Here is a 16,560-nt window from a genome sequence, read left to right as displayed (position 1 = left end):
GAAGAGCACGAAACCCCTGAAGCATTCAGCAGCCGAGCCTGCTTCCTGCCCTTCGTGGAGTCTTCGTGCTCCCCGTGTTTCAACATCGTTTTTCCGCGCCACTGCCCAGAGAACGTTTCATGCCCAAGCGAACTGACATTCAATCCATTCTCATCATCGGCGCCGGGCCGATCGTGATCGGGCAGGCCTGCGAGTTCGACTACTCGGGCGTGCAGGCGGTCAAGGCGCTGCGCGAGCTGGGTTACCGGGTCACTCTGGTCAACTCCAACCCCGCAACCATCATGACCGACCCGGATATTGCCGACGCGGTCTATATCGAGCCGATTCGCTGGGATGTGGTGCGCGACATCATTGAAAAGGAGCGGCCGGATGCCCTGCTGCCGACGATGGGTGGTCAGACGGCGCTCAACTGCGCGCTCGATCTGGCGCGCGAAGGCGTGCTCGATGAGTTCGGTGTGGAGATGATCGGGGCGTCGAAAGAAGCGATCGACATGGCCGAAGACCGCGACGCGTTCAAGGAAGCGATGCGCTCGATTGGCCTGGGCGTACCCGAGGCCTGGGTAGCACACAGCATGGAACAGGCCGACGAAATTCAAAAGCGCATCGGTTTTCCGACCATCATCCGGCCCTCGTTCACGCTCGGCGGTTCCGGCGGCGGCATTGCCTACAACCGCGAGGAGTTCAAACGCATTGTCGAGCACGGCCTGGACCTGTCGCCGACCAACGAGGTGCTGCTGGAGGAGTCGGTGCTTGGCTGGAAGGAATTCGAGCTCGAGGTGGTGCGCGACAAGGCCGATAACTGCATCATCATCTGCTCGATCGAGAACATCGACCCGATGGGTGTGCACACCGGCGATTCCATCACCGTGGCGCCGGCGATGACGCTGACCGACAAGGAATATCAGGAGTTGCGCGACGCGGCCCTGGCCGTTTTGCGCAAGATCGGCGTCGATACCGGCGGCTCGAACGTGCAGTTTGCCGTTCATCCGGAAACCGGGCGTATCCACGTCATCGAGATGAACCCGCGCGTGTCGCGCTCATCAGCGCTGGCGTCGAAGGCTACCGGTTTTCCAATCGCCAAGGTGGCAGCCAAGCTTGCCGTGGGCCTCACGCTCGACGAGCTCGACAACGAGATCACCGGCGGCGCAACGCCGGCCGCCTTCGAGCCGAGCATCGACTACATCGTGACCAAGGTGCCGCGCTTTGCCTTCGAGAAGTTTCCGGCCGCCGATGATCGTTTGACCACGCAGATGAAATCGGTGGGCGAGGCGATGGCCATCGGGCGCACGTTTCAGGAATCACTGCAAAAGGCACTGCGCAGCCTGGAGACCGACCTGAACGGTCTCGAGCCGGTTGACTTCGAGAACCGCGAAGTCGATGAAGAAACCCTGATCCGGCGCGAGCTGCGCGAGGCCGGGCCGCAGCGCCTGCTGTATGTGGCCGAAGCTTTCCGCCGTGGTTTCGATTTCGACGAGATTCATCGGCTGACCCGCATCGATCCGTGGTTTCTCGATCAGATTGGCGAGCTTGTCGAGATCGAGCAGCAGCTGCTCGACGGGGGCGTGGCCGCGCTCGATGCCGAGCGCTTGCTCGATATCAAGCGCTACGGCTTTTCCGATGCCCGCATCGCAGCGCTGACCGGCGTCAGCGAGCGCTCATTGCGCGAGCTTCGCAAGCGTCTGGACGTGATGCCGGCCTACCGTCGCGTCGATACCTGCGCGGCCGAATTTGCCACCACCACGGCCTACATGTACTCGACCTGGGGCGAGCACAACGAGGCCGAGCCGACCGGCGGTCGCAAGATCATGGTGCTCGGCGGCGGGCCCAATCGCATCGGGCAGGGCATCGAGTTCGACTACTGCTGCGTGCATGCCGCCCTGGCCATGCGCGCGATGGGTCATCAGACCATCATGGTCAACTGCAACCCGGAGACCGTCTCGACCGACTACGACACCTCCGACCGGCTTTATTTCGAGCCGCTCACGCTCGAGGACGTGCTCTCGATCGTCGACCTGGAAAAGCCCGACGGCATCATCGTCCAGTTCGGCGGCCAGACGCCGTTGAAGCTGGCGCGCGAGCTCGAGGCGGCGGGAGCGCCGATCATCGGCACCACGCCGGACTGTATCGATCTGGCCGAAGATCGCCAGCGCTTTCAGAGCCTGCTCAACCGTCTGGGGCTCAAGCAGCCGCCCAACCGCACCGCCCGCGACCCCGACGAGGCCCTGGTGCTGGCGCGCGAGGTCGGCTACCCGCTGGTGGTGCGCCCCTCCTACGTGCTCGGCGGTCGCGCCATGGACATCGTTCACGGCGAGGACGAACTCAAGCGCTACATGAACGAGGCGGTCAAGGTATCCAATGATTCGCCGGTGCTGCTCGATCACTTTCTCGACCACGCCATCGAAATCGACGTCGATGCGGTCTGTGACGGCGAAAACGTCATCATCGGCGGGGTCATGGAGCATATCGAACAGGCCGGCGTGCACTCGGGGGATTCGTCCTGCAGCCTGCCGCCGTTCTCGCTGTCGGAGGAGATGACCGAAGAGATTCGTCGCCAGACCCGACAAATGGCGCTCGGCCTGCAGGTCGTGGGGCTGATGAATGTCCAGTTCGCGGTGCGCGGCGACGAGATTTTCGTGCTCGAAGTCAATCCGCGCGCCTCGCGTACCGTGCCCTTCGTTTCCAAGGCCACGGGCGTGGCGCTGGCTCAGGTGGCTGCCCGCTGCATGGCCGGGCAAAGTCTTGCTGATCAGGGAATTACAGAAGATCTTTCAAGCCCGTTCTACTCGATCAAGGAGCCCGTGTTTCCCTTCATCAAGTTCCAGGGCGTTGATCCCATTCTCAGCCCGGAAATGCGCTCGACCGGCGAGGCGATGGGCGTGGGCCGCTCCTTTGGCTCAGCGGTGGCGCGTGCCCAGCAGGGCGTGGGAATCGACATCAAGATGAACGGGCGTGTGTTCCTGAGCGTGCGCGACGCCGACAAGGAGCGTTTGCTGCCGGTGGCCCGCGAGCTGATCGAGCGCGGCTTTTCGCTGATCGCAACCCAGGGTACATGGAAGCACCTGGTTGAAAACGGCATCGACTGTGACTATGTCAACAAGGTGATTCAGGGCCGACCGCATATCGTCGACCTGATCAAGAACGACGAAATCGACTACATCGTCAACACCACCGAAGGGCGCCAGGCCATTGCCGACTCGTTCTCGATTCGGCGCGAGGCCCTGCAGCGCAAGGTGAATTATTCGACCACCGTTGCCGGTGCCGGCGCCACGCTGCGCGCCATGGATCACTGGCACGAGCGTGGGGTGCGCAGCTTGTCCGAGCTGCATCAAACAGACTCCTGAGGAGATAACATGAGTCAGACGCCGCTGACCAAGGCAGGCGCCGAACGCCTGCGCGCCGAGCTGGATCGGCTCAAGAAAGAGGAGCGCCCGGCGGTCATCGAAGCCATTGCCGAAGCGCGAGCCCATGGCGATCTCAAGGAAAACGCGGAATACCACGCCGCGCGTGAGCATCAGGGCTTCATCGAGGCGCGTATTCGCGACCTCGAAAACGCCCTGGGCAACGCGCGCGTCATCGACGTGGCCGCGCTCAACGTCGGCGGCAAAGTGGTGTTCGGTGCCACCGTTGTGCTGGTAGAAGACCAGCCCGGCGCGGAAGAAACCACCTGGCAGATCGTCGGTGATCTCGAGGCCGACTCTCGTGCCGGTCGCCTGGCCATTTCGGCACCGCTGGCGCGGGCGCTGATCGGCCGTGAAGAAGGCGAGGTGATCGAATTCGAGGCCCCCAATGGCAAACGGACCTATGAAATTGTCGAGGTTCGCTACGCAAGCTGACCGACGCCTGATCCTGTTCGTTCCGCAGCTGGATGCCCTGCTGCGCGAGGCGGCACGAGTTCCGCCGCTGATCGATTCACTCATCAAACGAGTACCGGCGCAGGCTCTGGATCAGGAGTCTCCGCAGACCGAGCTTGCGCTTGGTCAGGCGGTGGGTGTCGCGGCGCTGACGCGTCGTCTCGATCGGCCCGGGGATGCCGGAGGCTGCTGGCTGCGGGCCGATCCCGTCGGCCTGACTCCGGACCTGGCCGCCGTCTGGCTTGACGCCGAGAGCACTTTCGAGCCGGGTGATTGGCGCGCTGAGCTGGTCGCGCTGTTGAGACACGAGGGCCTGCCGCTGGACCTGACACCTTCGGGCCGCGGTTATCTGCGGCTCGAACAGCCCCCTGACGCTTGCTTCGTGCCGCCCTGGGCTCTGGCCGGGCTCAGCCTCGAGCGCTGCCTGCCTGCCGGCAACGACGCCCGTCGGTGGCGGCGGCTGCTCAATGAAACGCAGGTGGCCCTGCAGCAGTACCGGCAGTCGGCCGGACCGGGCGAGCGGGTGCCCGGTAGCCTGTGGTTCTGGGGTGGCGGACAGCTTCCGGATCGCGACCACGTGGCCCCGCGAATCGAGCGCATCGTCGCGCGTGACCCGGTGCTGGTGGCGCTGGCCGACTGGCTGGAGCTGCCCCACGATCTGCCCGCGGACGAATCGGCGCCTTGCGGCGGCTGCCTGCTGGAGTTCGTCGCGCGTCACGAGGAGACCGCCGACGACAACCTGGGGCGCTTGCAGCGCCTGTTGCGCCGCGCCTGGCGTCGTCTGCGGCTGGGCCGGATTGGCGCGCTCGAACTGGCCGGCATGACCAGCCGGCGCCGCTTCACGCCCGTTGACGCCTGGCGGCTGTGGCGGTGATTCGCCAGGTTCAGATACGCCGGCGGGCGGGTCTGGAAACGGCCGTCGCAGGCATTCACCCGGTTGCCGGCCGGGTTCTGGCCGCCCGCGGCGCGCGTGCGCTGCCCGACTATTCGCTGGCGCAACTCCTGCCGCCCACGCTGGGCGGGCTGGATGCCGCCTGCCGCATACTGGCCGCGGCGATCGAGGCCGACCGGCGCGTGGTCGTGGTGGGTGATTTCGATGCCGACGGCGCAACCGGAACCGCGCTCGCTGTCCACGGGCTCAGGGCGCTGGGTGTGCGCGATGTGCGCTGGCGCGTGCCGGACCGTTTTCTTCACGGCTATGGTCTGGGCGTGGAGCTGGTCGGCGAGCTCGAAGCGTTGCGGCCCGATGTCCTGGTCACCGTTGATCAGGGCGTCAGTTCTCATGCCGGCATCGCGCGGGCCAGAGCGGCCGGCATGCAGGTGATCGTGACCGATCACCATCTGCCGGGCGAGTCCTTGCCCGCGGCCGATGCCATCGTCAATCCCAATCTGCCCGGCGAAACCTTCGGCTCCGGCGCGCTGGCCGGCGTCGGCGTCATGTTCTACCTGCTCATGGCCCTGCGTTCCTGGCTGCGCCAGCACGGACACTTCAAGCCCGGCCACGAACCGCGGCTGGATCGCTGGCTCGATCTGGTTGCGCTGGGCACCGTGGCGGATCTGGTGCCGCTGGATGAAAACAATCGCCGCCTGGTACAGCAGGGCCTTGTGCGCATCCGCGCCGGGCGCTGCCTGCCGGGCGTGCGCGCCTTGATGGAGGTGGCCGGCCGCAATCTGCGCCACGCCAGCGCGGCGGACTTCGGTTTTGCCGTCGGCCCGCGCCTCAACGCTGCCGGGCGACTTGAAGACATGAGCATCGGCGTGCGTTGCCTGCTGGCCGAGCATGAGTCCGAGGCGGTGGCGCTGGCCGAACAGCTCGATGCACTCAATCGTGAACGCCGCTCGCTGCAGGCCGACATGCAGGAAGCCGCTGAAGCGCAGGCACGCGAGCTGGCCGAGTCCGTGAATCGCGAGCTGCACGGCCTGTGCGTTCACGACCCCGATTGGCACCAGGGCGTGGTTGGCCTGGTGGCCGGGCGGCTGGTCGAGCGTCTGCAGCGCCCGGTGATCGCGTTTGCCCCAGCCGAGGCCGGCAGCAGCGAACTCAAGGGCTCGGGCCGCAGCCCGGCGGGCGTACACATGCGCGACTTGCTGGTGGCCATTGATGCTGCCAACCCCGGTCTGATCGACCGTTTCGGTGGCCATGCCCGCGCCGCCGGCCTGTCGCTGAGCGTCGACCGTTTCGAGGCCTTCCGCGCGGCGTTCGATGAGCAGCTGGCCGACCATGAATTCGAGCCGGATGTGGTTTATACCGACGGCAGTCTGCAGGGCGATGAATTGTCTCTGGAAACGGCGACCGCGCTCGCCGATGCCGGCCCCTGGGGGCAGGCCTGGCCCGAGCCCCTGTTCGACGGGCACTTCAGGGTGCGCGAGCGGCGCGTGGTCGGCGGCAGCCACCTCAAGCTGCGGCTACAGCCTGTCGGGGGCGGGCCGGTGCTCGATGCCATTGCCTTTGGCGCCGGCAGACTCTGTCACAACGAGCTGCCGGACCCGCTGGGCGTGGTCTACAGCCTGGACATCAACCGCTGGCAGGGGCGGGTGACGCCGCAGCTGCGCGTTCGCCATCTGATCGCCTCAGGCCAGGGCTGAGTCTGCCGCCTGCGCAATCTGTTCGCTTTCGGCCTGCGTCAGATCGACCGTGTCGGTCGCGGCCACCCGGCTGGCGGTGCCGTGGTCGAGCTGCTGGCGGATCTCGCCCAGAAAGCTCGGGTCGGCCAGCACGACCAGGTGCTCGAACCGGCCTTGCTGACGCGCGTGATCGAGCCGTTGCGCCAGTTCGCGCGCAAATACCGCAGCCTCCAGGGTCTTGGGGTCGGTTCGTTCTCCCGCCGGACTTTCACCGGGAGTTTGTGATTCCTGTACCCGGCCCGGACGGTCGGCGGCAAGATCCTGCCGGCGCAGCCGCGACTCCGGATGAACCAGTGATTCGATTTCCATCGGCGGGCTGAGTTTCTTCGCGCGCGAAAAGATCCGCGCCCGACCGGCGTTGGCAACCACAATCCAGTATTCGCTCATGCTCCGCTCCTCGGTTTGGAAAGCCATGCTGTTGAGTATGAACCTTGGGACGAGCCGCGCAGGAATTCAACCTGCCTGTGCGCTTGTTCGCGCCTTGAGTTCAGTTGAGCAGAGCTGGCCAGGTGCGTCAAATTCCTAAAGTTTCTCTTCAACCTGCCGCTGAATGGCACAAGGTGGTGTCGGCCGAGTGCGTCTGCCTTGACGACCAGACCTGCCGCAATCAATGGATGTTTCACAAGGTAAGGAGAAAGGGTGTGACCAGGTACGTAATAGCTGCGCTGTTCCTCGTGCTTTCAACGGTTGTATATGCCGAGTGCTCGCTGAGCGATTTCACCGTCATTGATTTCAACGTCGCGGTCAATGACTGCCGCGGCCCACGCTGCCCCAAACTGGAGCTGGCCGGCAAGCTGGTCAACAACTGCTCCCAGCCGGCGGCGGCCCAGGTTGAAATCGAGGCCCGGACCGACTACGGCAGCGTGGTCGATACCGTCGACGGCTGGCCGGCCATGACCGCCAACCTGGCGCCCGGCGAGGCCAGGCCGTTCGATTTCGGCCCGCTGATGAAGTACAACCGCAAGATGGTGGACTTCTCGGTCGCGATTACCGACGTCAAGACCTGGTAAGGCGACAACTCGCCCGGTGGTCGATCGACCACCGGGCAGTTCTGGCAGAAAGGGGGCGGCAGGCAGTCTTCGTGGCGGGTTTGCCGCCATCGCGTCGGGCTACGCGGTTGCCGAGTCGGAGCGCAGCGCCCGAAACTGGTTGTGGGCCCATTCGACCGCCGCGATATAGCCACGCGTCAGCTGTTCGTTGCTGAACAGCTCGTGGTGAATGTTCTTCCAGTCGCCGCGTTCGCAGGCAATCACCGTCGACAGCAGCCGGCCATAGGGTCCTTCGCGCTCGCTCAGGGCCAGTGAAAGGTCGTCTTCGAGCGGCAGCATGCCGATGATTTCGTCCATCGGCATGTCGAGCAGCGCATCGAGCATGGAAAACAGACCGGTGGTGAACGCTGCATCACGCGTATCCCGTGGTTTGTCCTCGGTGAGCAGCTCGCACATGCGCGCGCGAATCAGCGCCAGGCGCACCAGCTCATTGGGCTGATCCTCAAGCCCGGCGAGCAACAACAGGTTGGCCCAGTTGCGCACCGTGGGCATGCCCAGGTAGACGATGGCGTGTGCAACGGAGCGAATTCTGACGGCCAGTCCGTAGTAAGCGGAATTGACGCTTCTGAGCAGGCGATAGTTGAGGGCGACATCGTTCTTGATGATGCCCTCCACCTCGTCGGGCGTGACGTCGGGCGCCTGCAGCTTGGCAATCAGTCGCAGCGTGTTGAGCCGGTTTTCCGGCAGGCGGCGGGCCGCCACCGTTTTCGGACGACAAAGAAAGAAGCCCTGAAAGTAATCGAAGCCCAGCTGTTGACAGAACTCGTACTGTTCCCGGGTTTCGACTTTTTCGGCCAGCAGCCGCACGTTCCAGGGCCGCAGCTCGTCGACCATGTCGACAATCTCCTGCTCGCTACGGCTGAGCAGATCGATCTTGACCATGCTGGCCAAAGGCAGCAGTCGCTCGATGCCCGGGCGCCACTCGAAGTCGTCGAGTGCAATGGTGAAGCCCAGCATCGACAGCTGCTCGACCGCGTCGACGGTATCGTCGTCGATGGGAACCGATTCGAGTACTTCGATGCCGACGTTGGTGGTGCTGAAGGGCAGGTTGGCACCGGCCATCAGAAACTGGCGCGTCAGGTTGAAAAACGCCATCCGGCCGTCCACCAGGCGCTCGAGATCCAGCTCCATGATGGTGTTGAGGAGAACCTTTGAGGTCGCCTCGTCGGCGGCCTGCTCGTCGGCAGCGATGTTGGCGACATCGACCATGGCGTCGCGAAACAGCAACTCGTAGCCGTAGACGTGCAGGTTGCGGTCGAAAATCGGCTGACGGGCGACGAAGATGTCGAGTGAGGTGTTCTGTTCGCTGTCTTTTCCGGGCGTGGTCTGCGGCGTTTCCCGAGTGCTCATCTTTTCGCGAAGTCCCTTGCAGTCTGATGGTTTCTAGCGGGTCGGGTCGGAGCGGATTGCCTGGCGCTCGAGCTGGGCGACGATGCGCTCCAGGCTCCGCTTCTCGCGTCGACCCAGCCCAACGAAGTGCGCTCCGACATGGCAGTAACCACGGGCCGAGGGGGCGCTCTTGCGGCGAATGTCGGCCTCGACCGTCAAGCGCCATTCGTTGAACTCAAGCTTGCAGTCTAGCACCTCGCCTTCGCGTATGAACGCTGCGTCTTCGACCACGGCGCCGAACCCGCCCGGGGACAGATCGATCAGCTGCCCCTCGACCGAGCGTTCGGTTTCGTCGCGGAGTTCAAGCCCAGCCGACGCGCCCGAGATGCGCACGCGATAGGCGCTGCGGCGCTCAAGGTACTTGAGTTCGTCGGGCAGGCTGACCTGCAGCGCCGATTCGTCTTGATGCCTGACCCAGCCAAGGAACCGGCAGCGAAAGCGCAGATCGATGCCCTGCAGGTTGGCGGTGATACGAAGCGTGCTGTCGGATTCGAGCTCGAGCTGCTCGTGATCCACGGGCGCATCGAGAATCAGGGCCTGGGCGCTGCGGTCGATGGCCAGCAGCATCGACAGCGAGGGTGGTGCGTTTCCCGGTCGGGCATGCAGCAGGATGAGGCTGCGTTGATCACGCAGGCGCGCCAGCAGCGCGTATCGCCGCTGGCTGGAGCGGATGACGGTGTGGGCCATCCCCTGGTTACCCGATCAGCCTTCGGCCAGCAGGCGCGACTGTCCGCTTGATTCGGTTTGTCCGTCCGGGCCGTAAGTCTGCGTCTCGGTGTGCGCGCTGCGCAGGATTTCGAGCGTGCGCCGCAGATAGCCGAGCCGTTGGCGAACCATCACTCCATTGCGCTGGTTGTCGCGCTTGCACTCGATAACGCGCTGCATCGTCAGTGCGTGCAGCTGCCTGAGCCTGCCGTCGGTGTCGCACCACTCCAGCGCGCGGTCAAGCGCATCGGCCGCGTCTTCGGAGAAGGCCAGTTCGCCGAGCAGCTGACGTTGTTCGGATTCAAGGGCTTGCAGGCGCCCAATCAGATCGGACTTGTCGGCGGCGAATTGCTCGAGCGGTTCTGCATCGCCGCGGCGCAGGGACTCGCGCTCGGATTCCAGCAGCGCCAGCAGCTGCTCGGCGGCCTGACGCTGATCGTCAAAAAGCCGACTCAGTTTTTTTGCGCACTGGCCCGGTCCCATGAGCATGGAGTCAGTCCTCGAACAGGCGATTGAAGGCCAGCATCTTGCCGGCGAGCCTTTCGGCATCGACCTGATAGCTGCCGTCCTCGATTGCCTGACGTACAGCATCAACGCGGCCGGTATCGACTGCCTCGCCGGCGGCGACCTGTTCGGCCAGGCCGCTGAGTCGGCGGGCCGAATCGGTCAGCTCGACCGAATCACCCTGGCTTTGCGTCTGTCGGCTCTGCTGCGAGGCCGCACGCTGACTCTCTTCGGCTGGTTTCTGGCGCGACGGGCTCTGGGGAATGGAGCCGGTTACGCCATTGATCTTGTCAGCCATTTTTGACTCTCCTGTGACACGCTATACATTTCAGCGGCTCATTCCGGGCAAACTTTAGGGCCGGTTTCATTGCCCCAGAGCCTCGACGCGACCCCGGCTTACCACCACTGCTTCAATCACCTTTCCCGACGACAGGTTGCGCACCCGCAGCCGCTCTCCGCGGCGGCCAGCGCCCAGAGCTTCGGCCGGGGCGCTGACGGCTACCGCGCTGCTGCCCGAGGCCAGGGTAACGCGATCGCCGCGTTCGATCAGCGGCGGGCGATGCACCAGCACCGGCGTGAGCACCGTGCCGGCCGCCGCCGAGCGTTTGACCCGATGGCCGACCAGCTCTTCTGCCTGTGTAAAAAATCCGCTGCTGAGGCCCGCCACGTCACGCGTGACCATGTCCAGATGCTCCGGCGTCAGCAGGGTGTCACGCTGCACAGTTCGTGCCAGCACCACGACCCGGGCCCGGCGCGAAACCTTCACTGGCACGTAGATGGTCCAGTTTCGCGAACCTTCACAGTGAACGCCGACGCTCTGGTTGCCGCCCGCAGCTGCCGCGGTGGCGGCAAAAGTACTCAGTGGCCGGTCGCAGCTGGGCAGGCGCAGGCGTGGGTCCAGCCGACCGGCCCGGGCGGATACGTTCGCATCATCATGCGGCGCCACGACGAATGCCTCGGCGGCCGCGCGGATGCTCTCGACCGACTGAATGTCGTTATCGACCGCCGCCGTTGCTGTCGACAGCGTGATCAGCGTGATGATCATCAGGCTTGCAGGTTTCATCATGGCATCGGGCGATCGCGTTCGACATGAGTTCGCTCCATCCCGAGCAAAACGCGTGCCAGGGGCGAGGTCTTGCCGCCACCCGGCAACGCCTTGCCGCAGTAATGCCGCCTTGGCGTCTGGCGTTGACCTGTCAATCGGCCGCAAAGGCAGTGTAAGGGCGTGACCGGGCCCTGGCACGAGCTTTGCATCATCGAAGGGCAAATCAACTCGATACGAGTGTAGCGGCACATGCGATTCGATCTTGATAACTATTTTGGCGTGCACGCCCGGTCCCTGAAGATCACCGGACGGCGCACCGAAGTGCTGGCAGCCAACCTGGCCAATGCCGATACGCCGGGTTACAAGGCGCGCGATCTGGATTTTCAGTCCGCGCTCAAGCAGGCCGGTGGTGGCCGCACGCTGAAAACCACGCAGCCCGGTCATATCGGCACCGGCGGCGGCAGCACGGCGGCGGGCAACCAGCTGCTCTATCGGGTGCCGATGCAGCCCAGCCAGGACGGCAACACCGTCGACACGCAGCGCGAGCAGGCCGCGTTTTCGCAAAACGCAATTCGCTATCAGGCCAGCCTGGAGTTTCTCGGCGGCCGCATCAACTCGCTGGTCAACGCCATCAAGGGAGGTAGTGGCCGATGAATCTGTTCAAGGTTTTCGATATTGCCGGTTCCGGCATGAGCGCGCAATCGGTGCGGCTCAACACCACGGCATCCAATCTGGCCAACTCCGACACGGTGGCCGGCAGCGCGGAGCAGGCCTATCGCTCGCGCCAGCCGGTGTTCCAGACCCTGCTCGAGCAGGGCGCAACCGGCAATGCCGGCGCCAGCCAGGGCGTGCGCATTCTCGACATTGTCGAGTCCGGGCGTGCGCCTATGCCCGAATACGACCCCGGACACCCGCAGGCCAATGAACAAGGCTACATCTTCAGAAGCAACGTCAACGTGGCCGAAGAGATGACCAACATGATTTCCGCCTCGCGTTCGTTCCAGAACAACGTCGAGGTGCTCAATACATCCAAGCAGCTGCTGTTGCGCACGCTGCAGCTGGGCAAGTAAGGAGACAGCGGGCATGAGTGCAATGGACGTGATCGGCGGGCTGCAGGGGCAGGGCTCCGCGAACGCACCAGGCAAAAAGCAGATGGGCCAGGAGGATTTTCTCCGGCTGATGATTACCCAGCTGCAGAATCAGGATCCGATGAAGCCGATGGAGAACGGCGACTTTCTCGGTCAGATGGCGCAGTTTTCTACCGTCAGCGGCATCGAGAATCTCAATAACACCATGTCGTCGGTCACCGGCGCGCTCTCTGCCAATCAGGCCTTGCAGGCGGCGTCGCTGGTCGAACGCTCGGCCCTGGTGGCGGCAGATTCAATCGAGGTGTCTGCTGGTGAAGGCATCTCCGGCGTGATCGAGCTTCCCGAGGATGTTGATTACGGCGTCGTGACCATTCGCGATGACGCCGGCCAGGAGGTGGCCCGCATCGCCGTGGAGAACGACGGCACCGGCCTGGCACGCTTCGAGTGGGGCCAAGCAGCGGCAGCCGACGATGAGCCCGGGCCGGCGGGGCGCTATGAGGTGTCCGCCGAATACCAGTCCGGCGGCAGCAAGGAGTCTGTCGCCACCTATCTTTGGGGCGAGATCGAGAGCGTCTCGCTGTTTGGCGGCACAGACGGCATGCGCATGACCCTCAAGGGGCTTGGCACTTTGTCGCTGGCCGATGCGCGAGAGATTTCCTGAAACACGCGAACTGCAACCTTTGCCATTACATAGTCATCCACCAAGGAGTCGAGACCATGTCATTCCAGATTTCACTGTCCGGCCTGAAAGCCGCCTCTTCCGATCTCAACGTCACCGCCAACAACGTGGCCAACGTCAATACCGCCGGCTTCAAGCGCTCGCGCGGCAACTTCATGGAGTTGTTCGCCAGCGGTTTGCAGTCGCTTTCTTCCACCGCCACCGGGCTGGGCGTGCGCATGTCCTCGGTTCAGCAGGAATTTTCCCAGGGCAATCTCAGCTTCACCGGCAACAATCTGGATATGGCCATCAGCGGCGACGGTTTTTTCACCCTCAGCAATGACGGTGCGCTGAGCTATTCCCGGGCAGGCGCATTCACGGTCGATCGCGAGGGTTTCGTGGTCAACGACTCCGGGTCGAGATTGCAGGCCTATCCGCCCCAGGCCGACGGCGGCTTCAATACCGGCCAGCTGGCTGATCTGCAGCTCAACACCACCGAAAGCGCTCCGAATGCGAGCAGCAGCGTGACCCTGGGCCTCAACCTGCCGGCCGACGCTACCCAGCCGACGGTCACGCCTTTCGATCCGGATGATCCCGACAGCTACAATCATTCGCGCTCGCTGACGGTCTACGACTCGCTCGGCACCTCGCACACCGCGAACTACTACTTTTCCAAGACCGCCAACCCCAACGAGTGGGAAGCGCATCTGGAAATCGGTGGCGTCAGCGCCGGTGGCCCCCAGACGGTGGCATTCGACTCAACGGGCACGCTGATCACCCCGGCCGGTGGCGAGCTGACCTTTCCGCCGGTCACGGTCAACCCCGACGCCGACGATATCGCACTGACCACCGATATCACCGACACCACCCAGTACGGCGAGCGCTTTGCGGTCAACAACATGTCGCAGGACGGCTATGCCAGCGGACGGTTGATGGGCATCGATGTCAGCGACGAGGGCGTGGTGCTGGCGCGCTTCACCAACGGCCAGTCCGACGCACTGGGCAAGCTGGCGCTGGCCAATTTCTCCAATCCTCACGGGCTGGAAAAGCTGGGCGATACCGCCTGGGCGGAAACCTTCAGCTCCGGTGACGCGGTTCGCGGTGAGGCCGGCACCTCATCGTTGGGCATGATCGAAGCCGGAGCGCTGGAAGATGCCAACGTGGATCTGACCGAAGAGCTTGTGAACATGATCACGGCGCAGCGAAACTTTCAGGCCAACTCGCAGATGATCTCGACCGCGGATCAGATCACCCAGACCATCATCAACATCCGCTGACCGAGCGCCAGCGGAAACTGAAAGGAGGCAGGGCATGGATCGGCTCCTGTACGTGAGCATGACCGGCACCGGCAAGGTGATGGACGCCCAGGCGGCCAACGCCAACAACATCGCCAATATCGCCACGCCTGGTTACAAGGCGATAGAACAGGCCGCGCTGAGCAGTCCGGTCGAAGGGGCGGGGCTGCCCACTCGCATCAACAGCATGGCCGGGATCGCCGGAGCGGACTTCGCTCCCGGCAACCTGATGACCACCGGCCGCGATCTGGATGTCGCCATTCAGGGCAGCGGCTGGCTGGTGGTGCAATCGCCCGACGGCGGCGATGCGCTCACCCGCCGCGGTGATCTGCAGCTTGACGCCAACGGCCTGATGACCACCGGCGATGGCCATCCGGTGATGGGTGACGGCGGCCCGATTGCGGTGCCGCCGCACGCCAAGTTGACCATCGGTGGCGACGGCACGGTCTCGGTCGTGCCGCTGGGGCAGGGGCCCGAGGTGCAGGCGGTGGTCGGTCGTATTCGCCTGGTCGACGCTGCCGATGTGGCGCTGGAGCGCGGCGAGGACGGGCTGTTTCGCAACGCCGAAGGCGGCGTGCCGCCGGACGATGCCGGTGTGCGCCTGACCACCGGCCACCTGGAAGGCAGCAACGTCAACATGGCCGAGTCCATGGTCGACATGATCGAGCTCTCGCGCCAGTTCGAAATGCAGATCCGCATGATGCGAACCGCCGAGGAAAACGACGGCAAGGCGGCCGAGCTGCTGCGCATGAGCTGATTGCGGGACTCGGCGCGGCGACCATGGTCGCCGCCTTTCGTTTCAGTCTCCTGGCATCGCTTTTGCACGGAACTGGGTCAGGCAATGACGGCGCTGACGCCGAACAGACAATTCTTGAGGTAGCACCATGAAGGCACTATGGATCTCGAAGACCGGCCTGGATGCGCAGCAGACGCGCATGTCGGTCGTGTCCAACAATCTGGCCAACGTCAATACCAGCGGCTTCAAGCGCGGACGCGCAGTGTTCGAAGACCTCGTCTATCAGAACGTCCGCCAGGCGGGCGGACAGCAGTCGCAGGATACTGAAATGCCCTCGGGCCTGTACCTGGGCACCGGTTCGCGCGTGGTGGCCACCGAAAAGATGTTTACCCAGGGCAACCTGCAGCAAACGGGCAATGCTTTCGACCTGGCCATCAAGGGTCGCGGCTTTTTCCAGATCCAGATGCCCGACGGCAACCTGGCCTATACCCGCGACGGTTCCTTTCAGGTCAACTCCGAGGGCCAGCTGGTGACCGCCAGCGGCTATCAGGTGCAGCCCGGCATCAATGTGCCCGCCGACGCCCAGAGCGTGACCATCGGCGGTGACGGCACCATCAGCGTCAAGCTGCCCGGGCAGGCCGCCCCGGTGCAGATCGGGCTGCTGCAGACGACCGACTTCATCAACCCCTCCGGCCTCGAGCCGCGCGGCGAAAACCTGTTTGTCGAAACCGGTGCCAGCGGGCCGGCACTGCCCGGCAATCCCGGCCTCAATGGGCTCGGTCAGCTGGCCCAGGGCATGCTCGAGGGCTCCAACGTCAACGTGGTCGAAGAGCTGGTCAACATGATCGAGACCCAGCGTGCCTACGAGATGAATTCCAAGGCGATTTCGACCTCCGACGAGATGCTGCGCTATGTCAACAACAACCTGTAGTCTCCGTCGCCGGGGCCGCGGCTTGGTCATGCTGGCGGGTCTTGGCCTGCTGGCCGCCTGCGCCAGCCCCGAACCCATTGACGACTGGTCGGCGACGTTGCCGCCCGCATCGCCCGCGCCCGATCCGGTGCAGGCCAACGGCGCCATCTATCAGACCGGCAACAACATTGCCCTGTTCGAGGACGTCAAGGCGCGCCGGGTGGGTGACACCATTACCGTGCAGCTGGTCGAGCGCACCAACGCCACCACCAGCTCCAGCACCAGCACACAGAAAGACACCACCGCCGACATCAGCAACCCCACGGTCTTCGGCAAGGAGATCACCAACGATGGTGTGCCGCTGTTCCAGGGCCAGATCGGCTCGACGCAGGAGTTCGAAGGCGCGGGCAGCAGCAACCAGAGCAATCGCCTTGACGGCAACATCACCGTGACCGTGCATCAGCGCCTGCCCAACGGCAATCTGTACGTACGCGGCCAGAAGTGGGTGACCATCAACCAGGGGCGTGAATACATTCGTGTGGCCGGCGTGGTGCGCCCGGCCGATATCGCCCCCGACAACAGCGTGCCGTCGTGGAAGCTGGCCGACGCCCAGATCGAATACTCGGGCACCGGCGCTCTGGCCGATGCCAACCGGCCGGGCATCCTGGCGCGGTTTTTCATGCTGCCCTTCACCCTGTTCTGATC

The 16,560-nt window shown here is 64.3% G+C and carries 18 protein-coding genes; 12 read left to right on the top strand and 6 right to left on the bottom strand.

Annotated elements, in window-relative coordinates; genetic code table 11:
* Window positions 1–119: 119 nt before the first annotated feature.
* From carB to recJ, 4 genes are read left to right on the top strand one after another with little or no spacing between them, the layout of a single operon-like run.
* Window positions 120–3,341 carry a carbamoyl-phosphate synthase large subunit gene (carB, locus tag ACEWQ0_RS09120; protein WP_476485158.1) on the top strand — a complete coding sequence of 1,074 codons (3,222 nt, stop codon included), beginning with the start codon at window positions 120–122 and terminating at the stop codon, window positions 3,339–3,341.
* Window positions 3,342–3,350: 9 nt separating this feature from the next.
* A complete protein-coding gene (greA, locus tag ACEWQ0_RS09115) occupies window positions 3,351–3,833 on the top strand; it encodes a transcription elongation factor GreA (protein WP_476483380.1) in 483 nt (160 codons plus the stop codon).
* Window positions 3,802–4,725, top strand: a complete 924-nt coding sequence (locus ACEWQ0_RS09110) for a hypothetical protein (RefSeq protein WP_476485157.1) — start codon at window positions 3,802–3,804, stop codon at window positions 4,723–4,725. The genes greA and ACEWQ0_RS09110 overlap by 32 nt, the downstream gene beginning before the upstream one ends.
* Window positions 4,722–6,437: a single-stranded-DNA-specific exonuclease RecJ gene (gene recJ, locus ACEWQ0_RS09105; RefSeq protein WP_476485156.1), complete on the top strand. Its 1,716-nt coding sequence runs from the start codon at window positions 4,722–4,724 to the stop codon at window positions 6,435–6,437. The genes ACEWQ0_RS09110 and recJ overlap by 4 nt, the downstream gene beginning before the upstream one ends.
* Here recJ and ACEWQ0_RS09100 read toward each other — a convergent pair.
* Entirely contained in the window at window positions 6,423–6,863 is a 441-nt protein-coding gene (locus ACEWQ0_RS09100) for a host attachment protein (protein ID WP_476485155.1), read from the bottom strand. The genes recJ and ACEWQ0_RS09100 overlap by 15 nt on opposite strands.
* A 254-nt stretch (window positions 6,864–7,117) precedes the next feature.
* Between ACEWQ0_RS09100 and ACEWQ0_RS09095 the strand changes: the two genes are divergently transcribed.
* The gene (locus tag ACEWQ0_RS09095) at window positions 7,118–7,486 is read left to right on the top strand and encodes a hypothetical protein (protein ID WP_476485154.1); all 369 of its coding nucleotides are present in this window, start codon (window positions 7,118–7,120) and stop codon (window positions 7,484–7,486) included.
* A gap of 99 nt (window positions 7,487–7,585) precedes the next feature.
* Here the strand turns inward: ACEWQ0_RS09095 and ACEWQ0_RS09090 are convergent, their stop codons facing one another.
* From ACEWQ0_RS09090 to flgA, 5 genes are all read right to left on the bottom strand, one after another.
* Window positions 7,586–8,875 (bottom strand): EAL and HDOD domain-containing protein, encoded by a 1,290-nt coding sequence (locus tag ACEWQ0_RS09090; protein WP_476483375.1) that lies wholly within the window; start codon window positions 8,873–8,875, stop codon window positions 7,586–7,588.
* A 33-nt stretch (window positions 8,876–8,908) separates the two neighbouring features.
* Window positions 8,909–9,601 carry a flagellar brake protein gene (locus ACEWQ0_RS09085; protein ID WP_476483374.1) on the bottom strand — a complete coding sequence of 231 codons (693 nt, stop codon included), beginning with the start codon at window positions 9,599–9,601 and terminating at the stop codon, window positions 8,909–8,911.
* Window positions 9,602–9,616: 15 nt separating this feature from the next.
* Complete coding sequence (locus ACEWQ0_RS09080; RefSeq protein ID WP_476485153.1) at window positions 9,617–10,108, bottom strand: flagella synthesis protein FlgN; 492 nt, start codon at window positions 10,106–10,108, stop codon at window positions 9,617–9,619.
* A gap of 4 nt (window positions 10,109–10,112) precedes the next feature.
* Window positions 10,113–10,421 carry a flagellar biosynthesis anti-sigma factor FlgM gene (gene flgM, locus ACEWQ0_RS09075; RefSeq protein ID WP_476483372.1) on the bottom strand — a complete coding sequence of 103 codons (309 nt, stop codon included), beginning with the start codon at window positions 10,419–10,421 and terminating at the stop codon, window positions 10,113–10,115.
* Between the two features lie 66 nt (window positions 10,422–10,487).
* Window positions 10,488–11,189 (bottom strand): flagellar basal body P-ring formation chaperone FlgA, encoded by a 702-nt coding sequence (gene flgA, locus ACEWQ0_RS09070; protein ID WP_476485152.1) that lies wholly within the window; start codon window positions 11,187–11,189, stop codon window positions 10,488–10,490.
* Between the two features lie 228 nt (window positions 11,190–11,417).
* Between flgA and flgB the strand changes: the two genes are divergently transcribed.
* The 7 genes from flgB (at window position 11,418) to flgH (ending at window position 16,558) form a co-directional block, all read left to right on the top strand.
* Window positions 11,418–11,822 carry a flagellar basal body rod protein FlgB gene (flgB, locus tag ACEWQ0_RS09065; protein ID WP_476483370.1) on the top strand — a complete coding sequence of 135 codons (405 nt, stop codon included), beginning with the start codon at window positions 11,418–11,420 and terminating at the stop codon, window positions 11,820–11,822.
* On the top strand, window positions 11,819–12,238 hold the full coding sequence (gene flgC, locus ACEWQ0_RS09060; RefSeq protein WP_476483369.1) for a flagellar basal body rod protein FlgC: 420 nt from the start codon (window positions 11,819–11,821) through the stop codon (window positions 12,236–12,238). Before flgB ends, flgC begins: the two co-directional genes overlap by 4 nt.
* Before the next feature lie 13 nt (window positions 12,239–12,251).
* A complete protein-coding gene (locus ACEWQ0_RS09055) occupies window positions 12,252–12,917 on the top strand; it encodes a flagellar hook assembly protein FlgD (protein ID WP_476483368.1) in 666 nt (221 codons plus the stop codon).
* 56 nt (window positions 12,918–12,973) lie between these two features.
* Window positions 12,974–14,191 carry a flagellar hook protein FlgE gene (flgE, locus tag ACEWQ0_RS09050; RefSeq protein ID WP_476485151.1) on the top strand — a complete coding sequence of 406 codons (1,218 nt, stop codon included), beginning with the start codon at window positions 12,974–12,976 and terminating at the stop codon, window positions 14,189–14,191.
* Between the two features lie 34 nt (window positions 14,192–14,225).
* Window positions 14,226–14,966 (top strand): flagellar basal body rod protein FlgF, encoded by a 741-nt coding sequence (locus ACEWQ0_RS09045; protein WP_476483366.1) that lies wholly within the window; start codon window positions 14,226–14,228, stop codon window positions 14,964–14,966.
* A 127-nt stretch (window positions 14,967–15,093) separates the two neighbouring features.
* The gene (gene flgG, locus ACEWQ0_RS09040; RefSeq protein ID WP_476485150.1) at window positions 15,094–15,876 is read left to right on the top strand and encodes a flagellar basal-body rod protein FlgG; all 783 of its coding nucleotides are present in this window, start codon (window positions 15,094–15,096) and stop codon (window positions 15,874–15,876) included.
* Window positions 15,877–15,904: 28 nt separating this feature from the next.
* On the top strand, window positions 15,905–16,558 hold the full coding sequence (flgH, locus tag ACEWQ0_RS09035; RefSeq protein WP_476483364.1) for a flagellar basal body L-ring protein FlgH: 654 nt from the start codon (window positions 15,905–15,907) through the stop codon (window positions 16,556–16,558).
* Window positions 16,559–16,560: the final 2 nt, after the last annotated feature.

The sequence above is a fragment of the Wenzhouxiangella sp. YN9 genome (assembly GCF_056324165.1).
Note: the sequence above shows the minus strand (reverse complement) of the source record. Positions and strands in the feature narration are given on the sequence as shown.

Excerpts from the sequence above, each read along its gene's own strand:
- carB (WP_476485158.1), top strand. The coding sequence starts at position 120 with ATGCCCAAGCGAACTGACATTCAATCCATTCTCATCATCGGCGCCGGG.
- greA (WP_476483380.1), top strand. The coding sequence starts at position 3,351 with ATGAGTCAGACGCCGCTGACCAAGGCAGGCGCCGAACGCCTGCGCGCC.
- ACEWQ0_RS09110 (WP_476485157.1), top strand. The coding sequence starts at position 3,802 with ATGAAATTGTCGAGGTTCGCTACGCAAGCTGACCGACGCCTGATCCTG.
- ACEWQ0_RS09100 (WP_476485155.1), bottom strand. The coding sequence starts at position 6,863 with ATGAGCGAATACTGGATTGTGGTTGCCAACGCCGGTCGGGCGCGGATC.
- ACEWQ0_RS09090 (WP_476483375.1), bottom strand. The coding sequence starts at position 8,875 with ATGAGCACTCGGGAAACGCCGCAGACCACGCCCGGAAAAGACAGCGAA.
- ACEWQ0_RS09085 (WP_476483374.1), bottom strand. The coding sequence starts at position 9,601 with ATGGCCCACACCGTCATCCGCTCCAGCCAGCGGCGATACGCGCTGCTG.
- ACEWQ0_RS09080 (WP_476485153.1), bottom strand. The coding sequence starts at position 10,108 with ATGCTCATGGGACCGGGCCAGTGCGCAAAAAAACTGAGTCGGCTTTTT.
- flgM (WP_476483372.1), bottom strand. The coding sequence starts at position 10,421 with ATGGCTGACAAGATCAATGGCGTAACCGGCTCCATTCCCCAGAGCCCG.
- flgA (WP_476485152.1), bottom strand. The coding sequence starts at position 11,189 with ATGATGAAACCTGCAAGCCTGATGATCATCACGCTGATCACGCTGTCG.
- flgB (WP_476483370.1), top strand. The coding sequence starts at position 11,418 with ATGCGATTCGATCTTGATAACTATTTTGGCGTGCACGCCCGGTCCCTG.
- flgC (WP_476483369.1), top strand. The coding sequence starts at position 11,819 with ATGAATCTGTTCAAGGTTTTCGATATTGCCGGTTCCGGCATGAGCGCG.
- ACEWQ0_RS09055 (WP_476483368.1), top strand. The coding sequence starts at position 12,252 with ATGAGTGCAATGGACGTGATCGGCGGGCTGCAGGGGCAGGGCTCCGCG.
- flgE (WP_476485151.1), top strand. The coding sequence starts at position 12,974 with ATGTCATTCCAGATTTCACTGTCCGGCCTGAAAGCCGCCTCTTCCGAT.
- ACEWQ0_RS09045 (WP_476483366.1), top strand. The coding sequence starts at position 14,226 with ATGGATCGGCTCCTGTACGTGAGCATGACCGGCACCGGCAAGGTGATG.
- flgG (WP_476485150.1), top strand. The coding sequence starts at position 15,094 with ATGAAGGCACTATGGATCTCGAAGACCGGCCTGGATGCGCAGCAGACG.
- flgH (WP_476483364.1), top strand. The coding sequence starts at position 15,905 with ATGCTGGCGGGTCTTGGCCTGCTGGCCGCCTGCGCCAGCCCCGAACCC.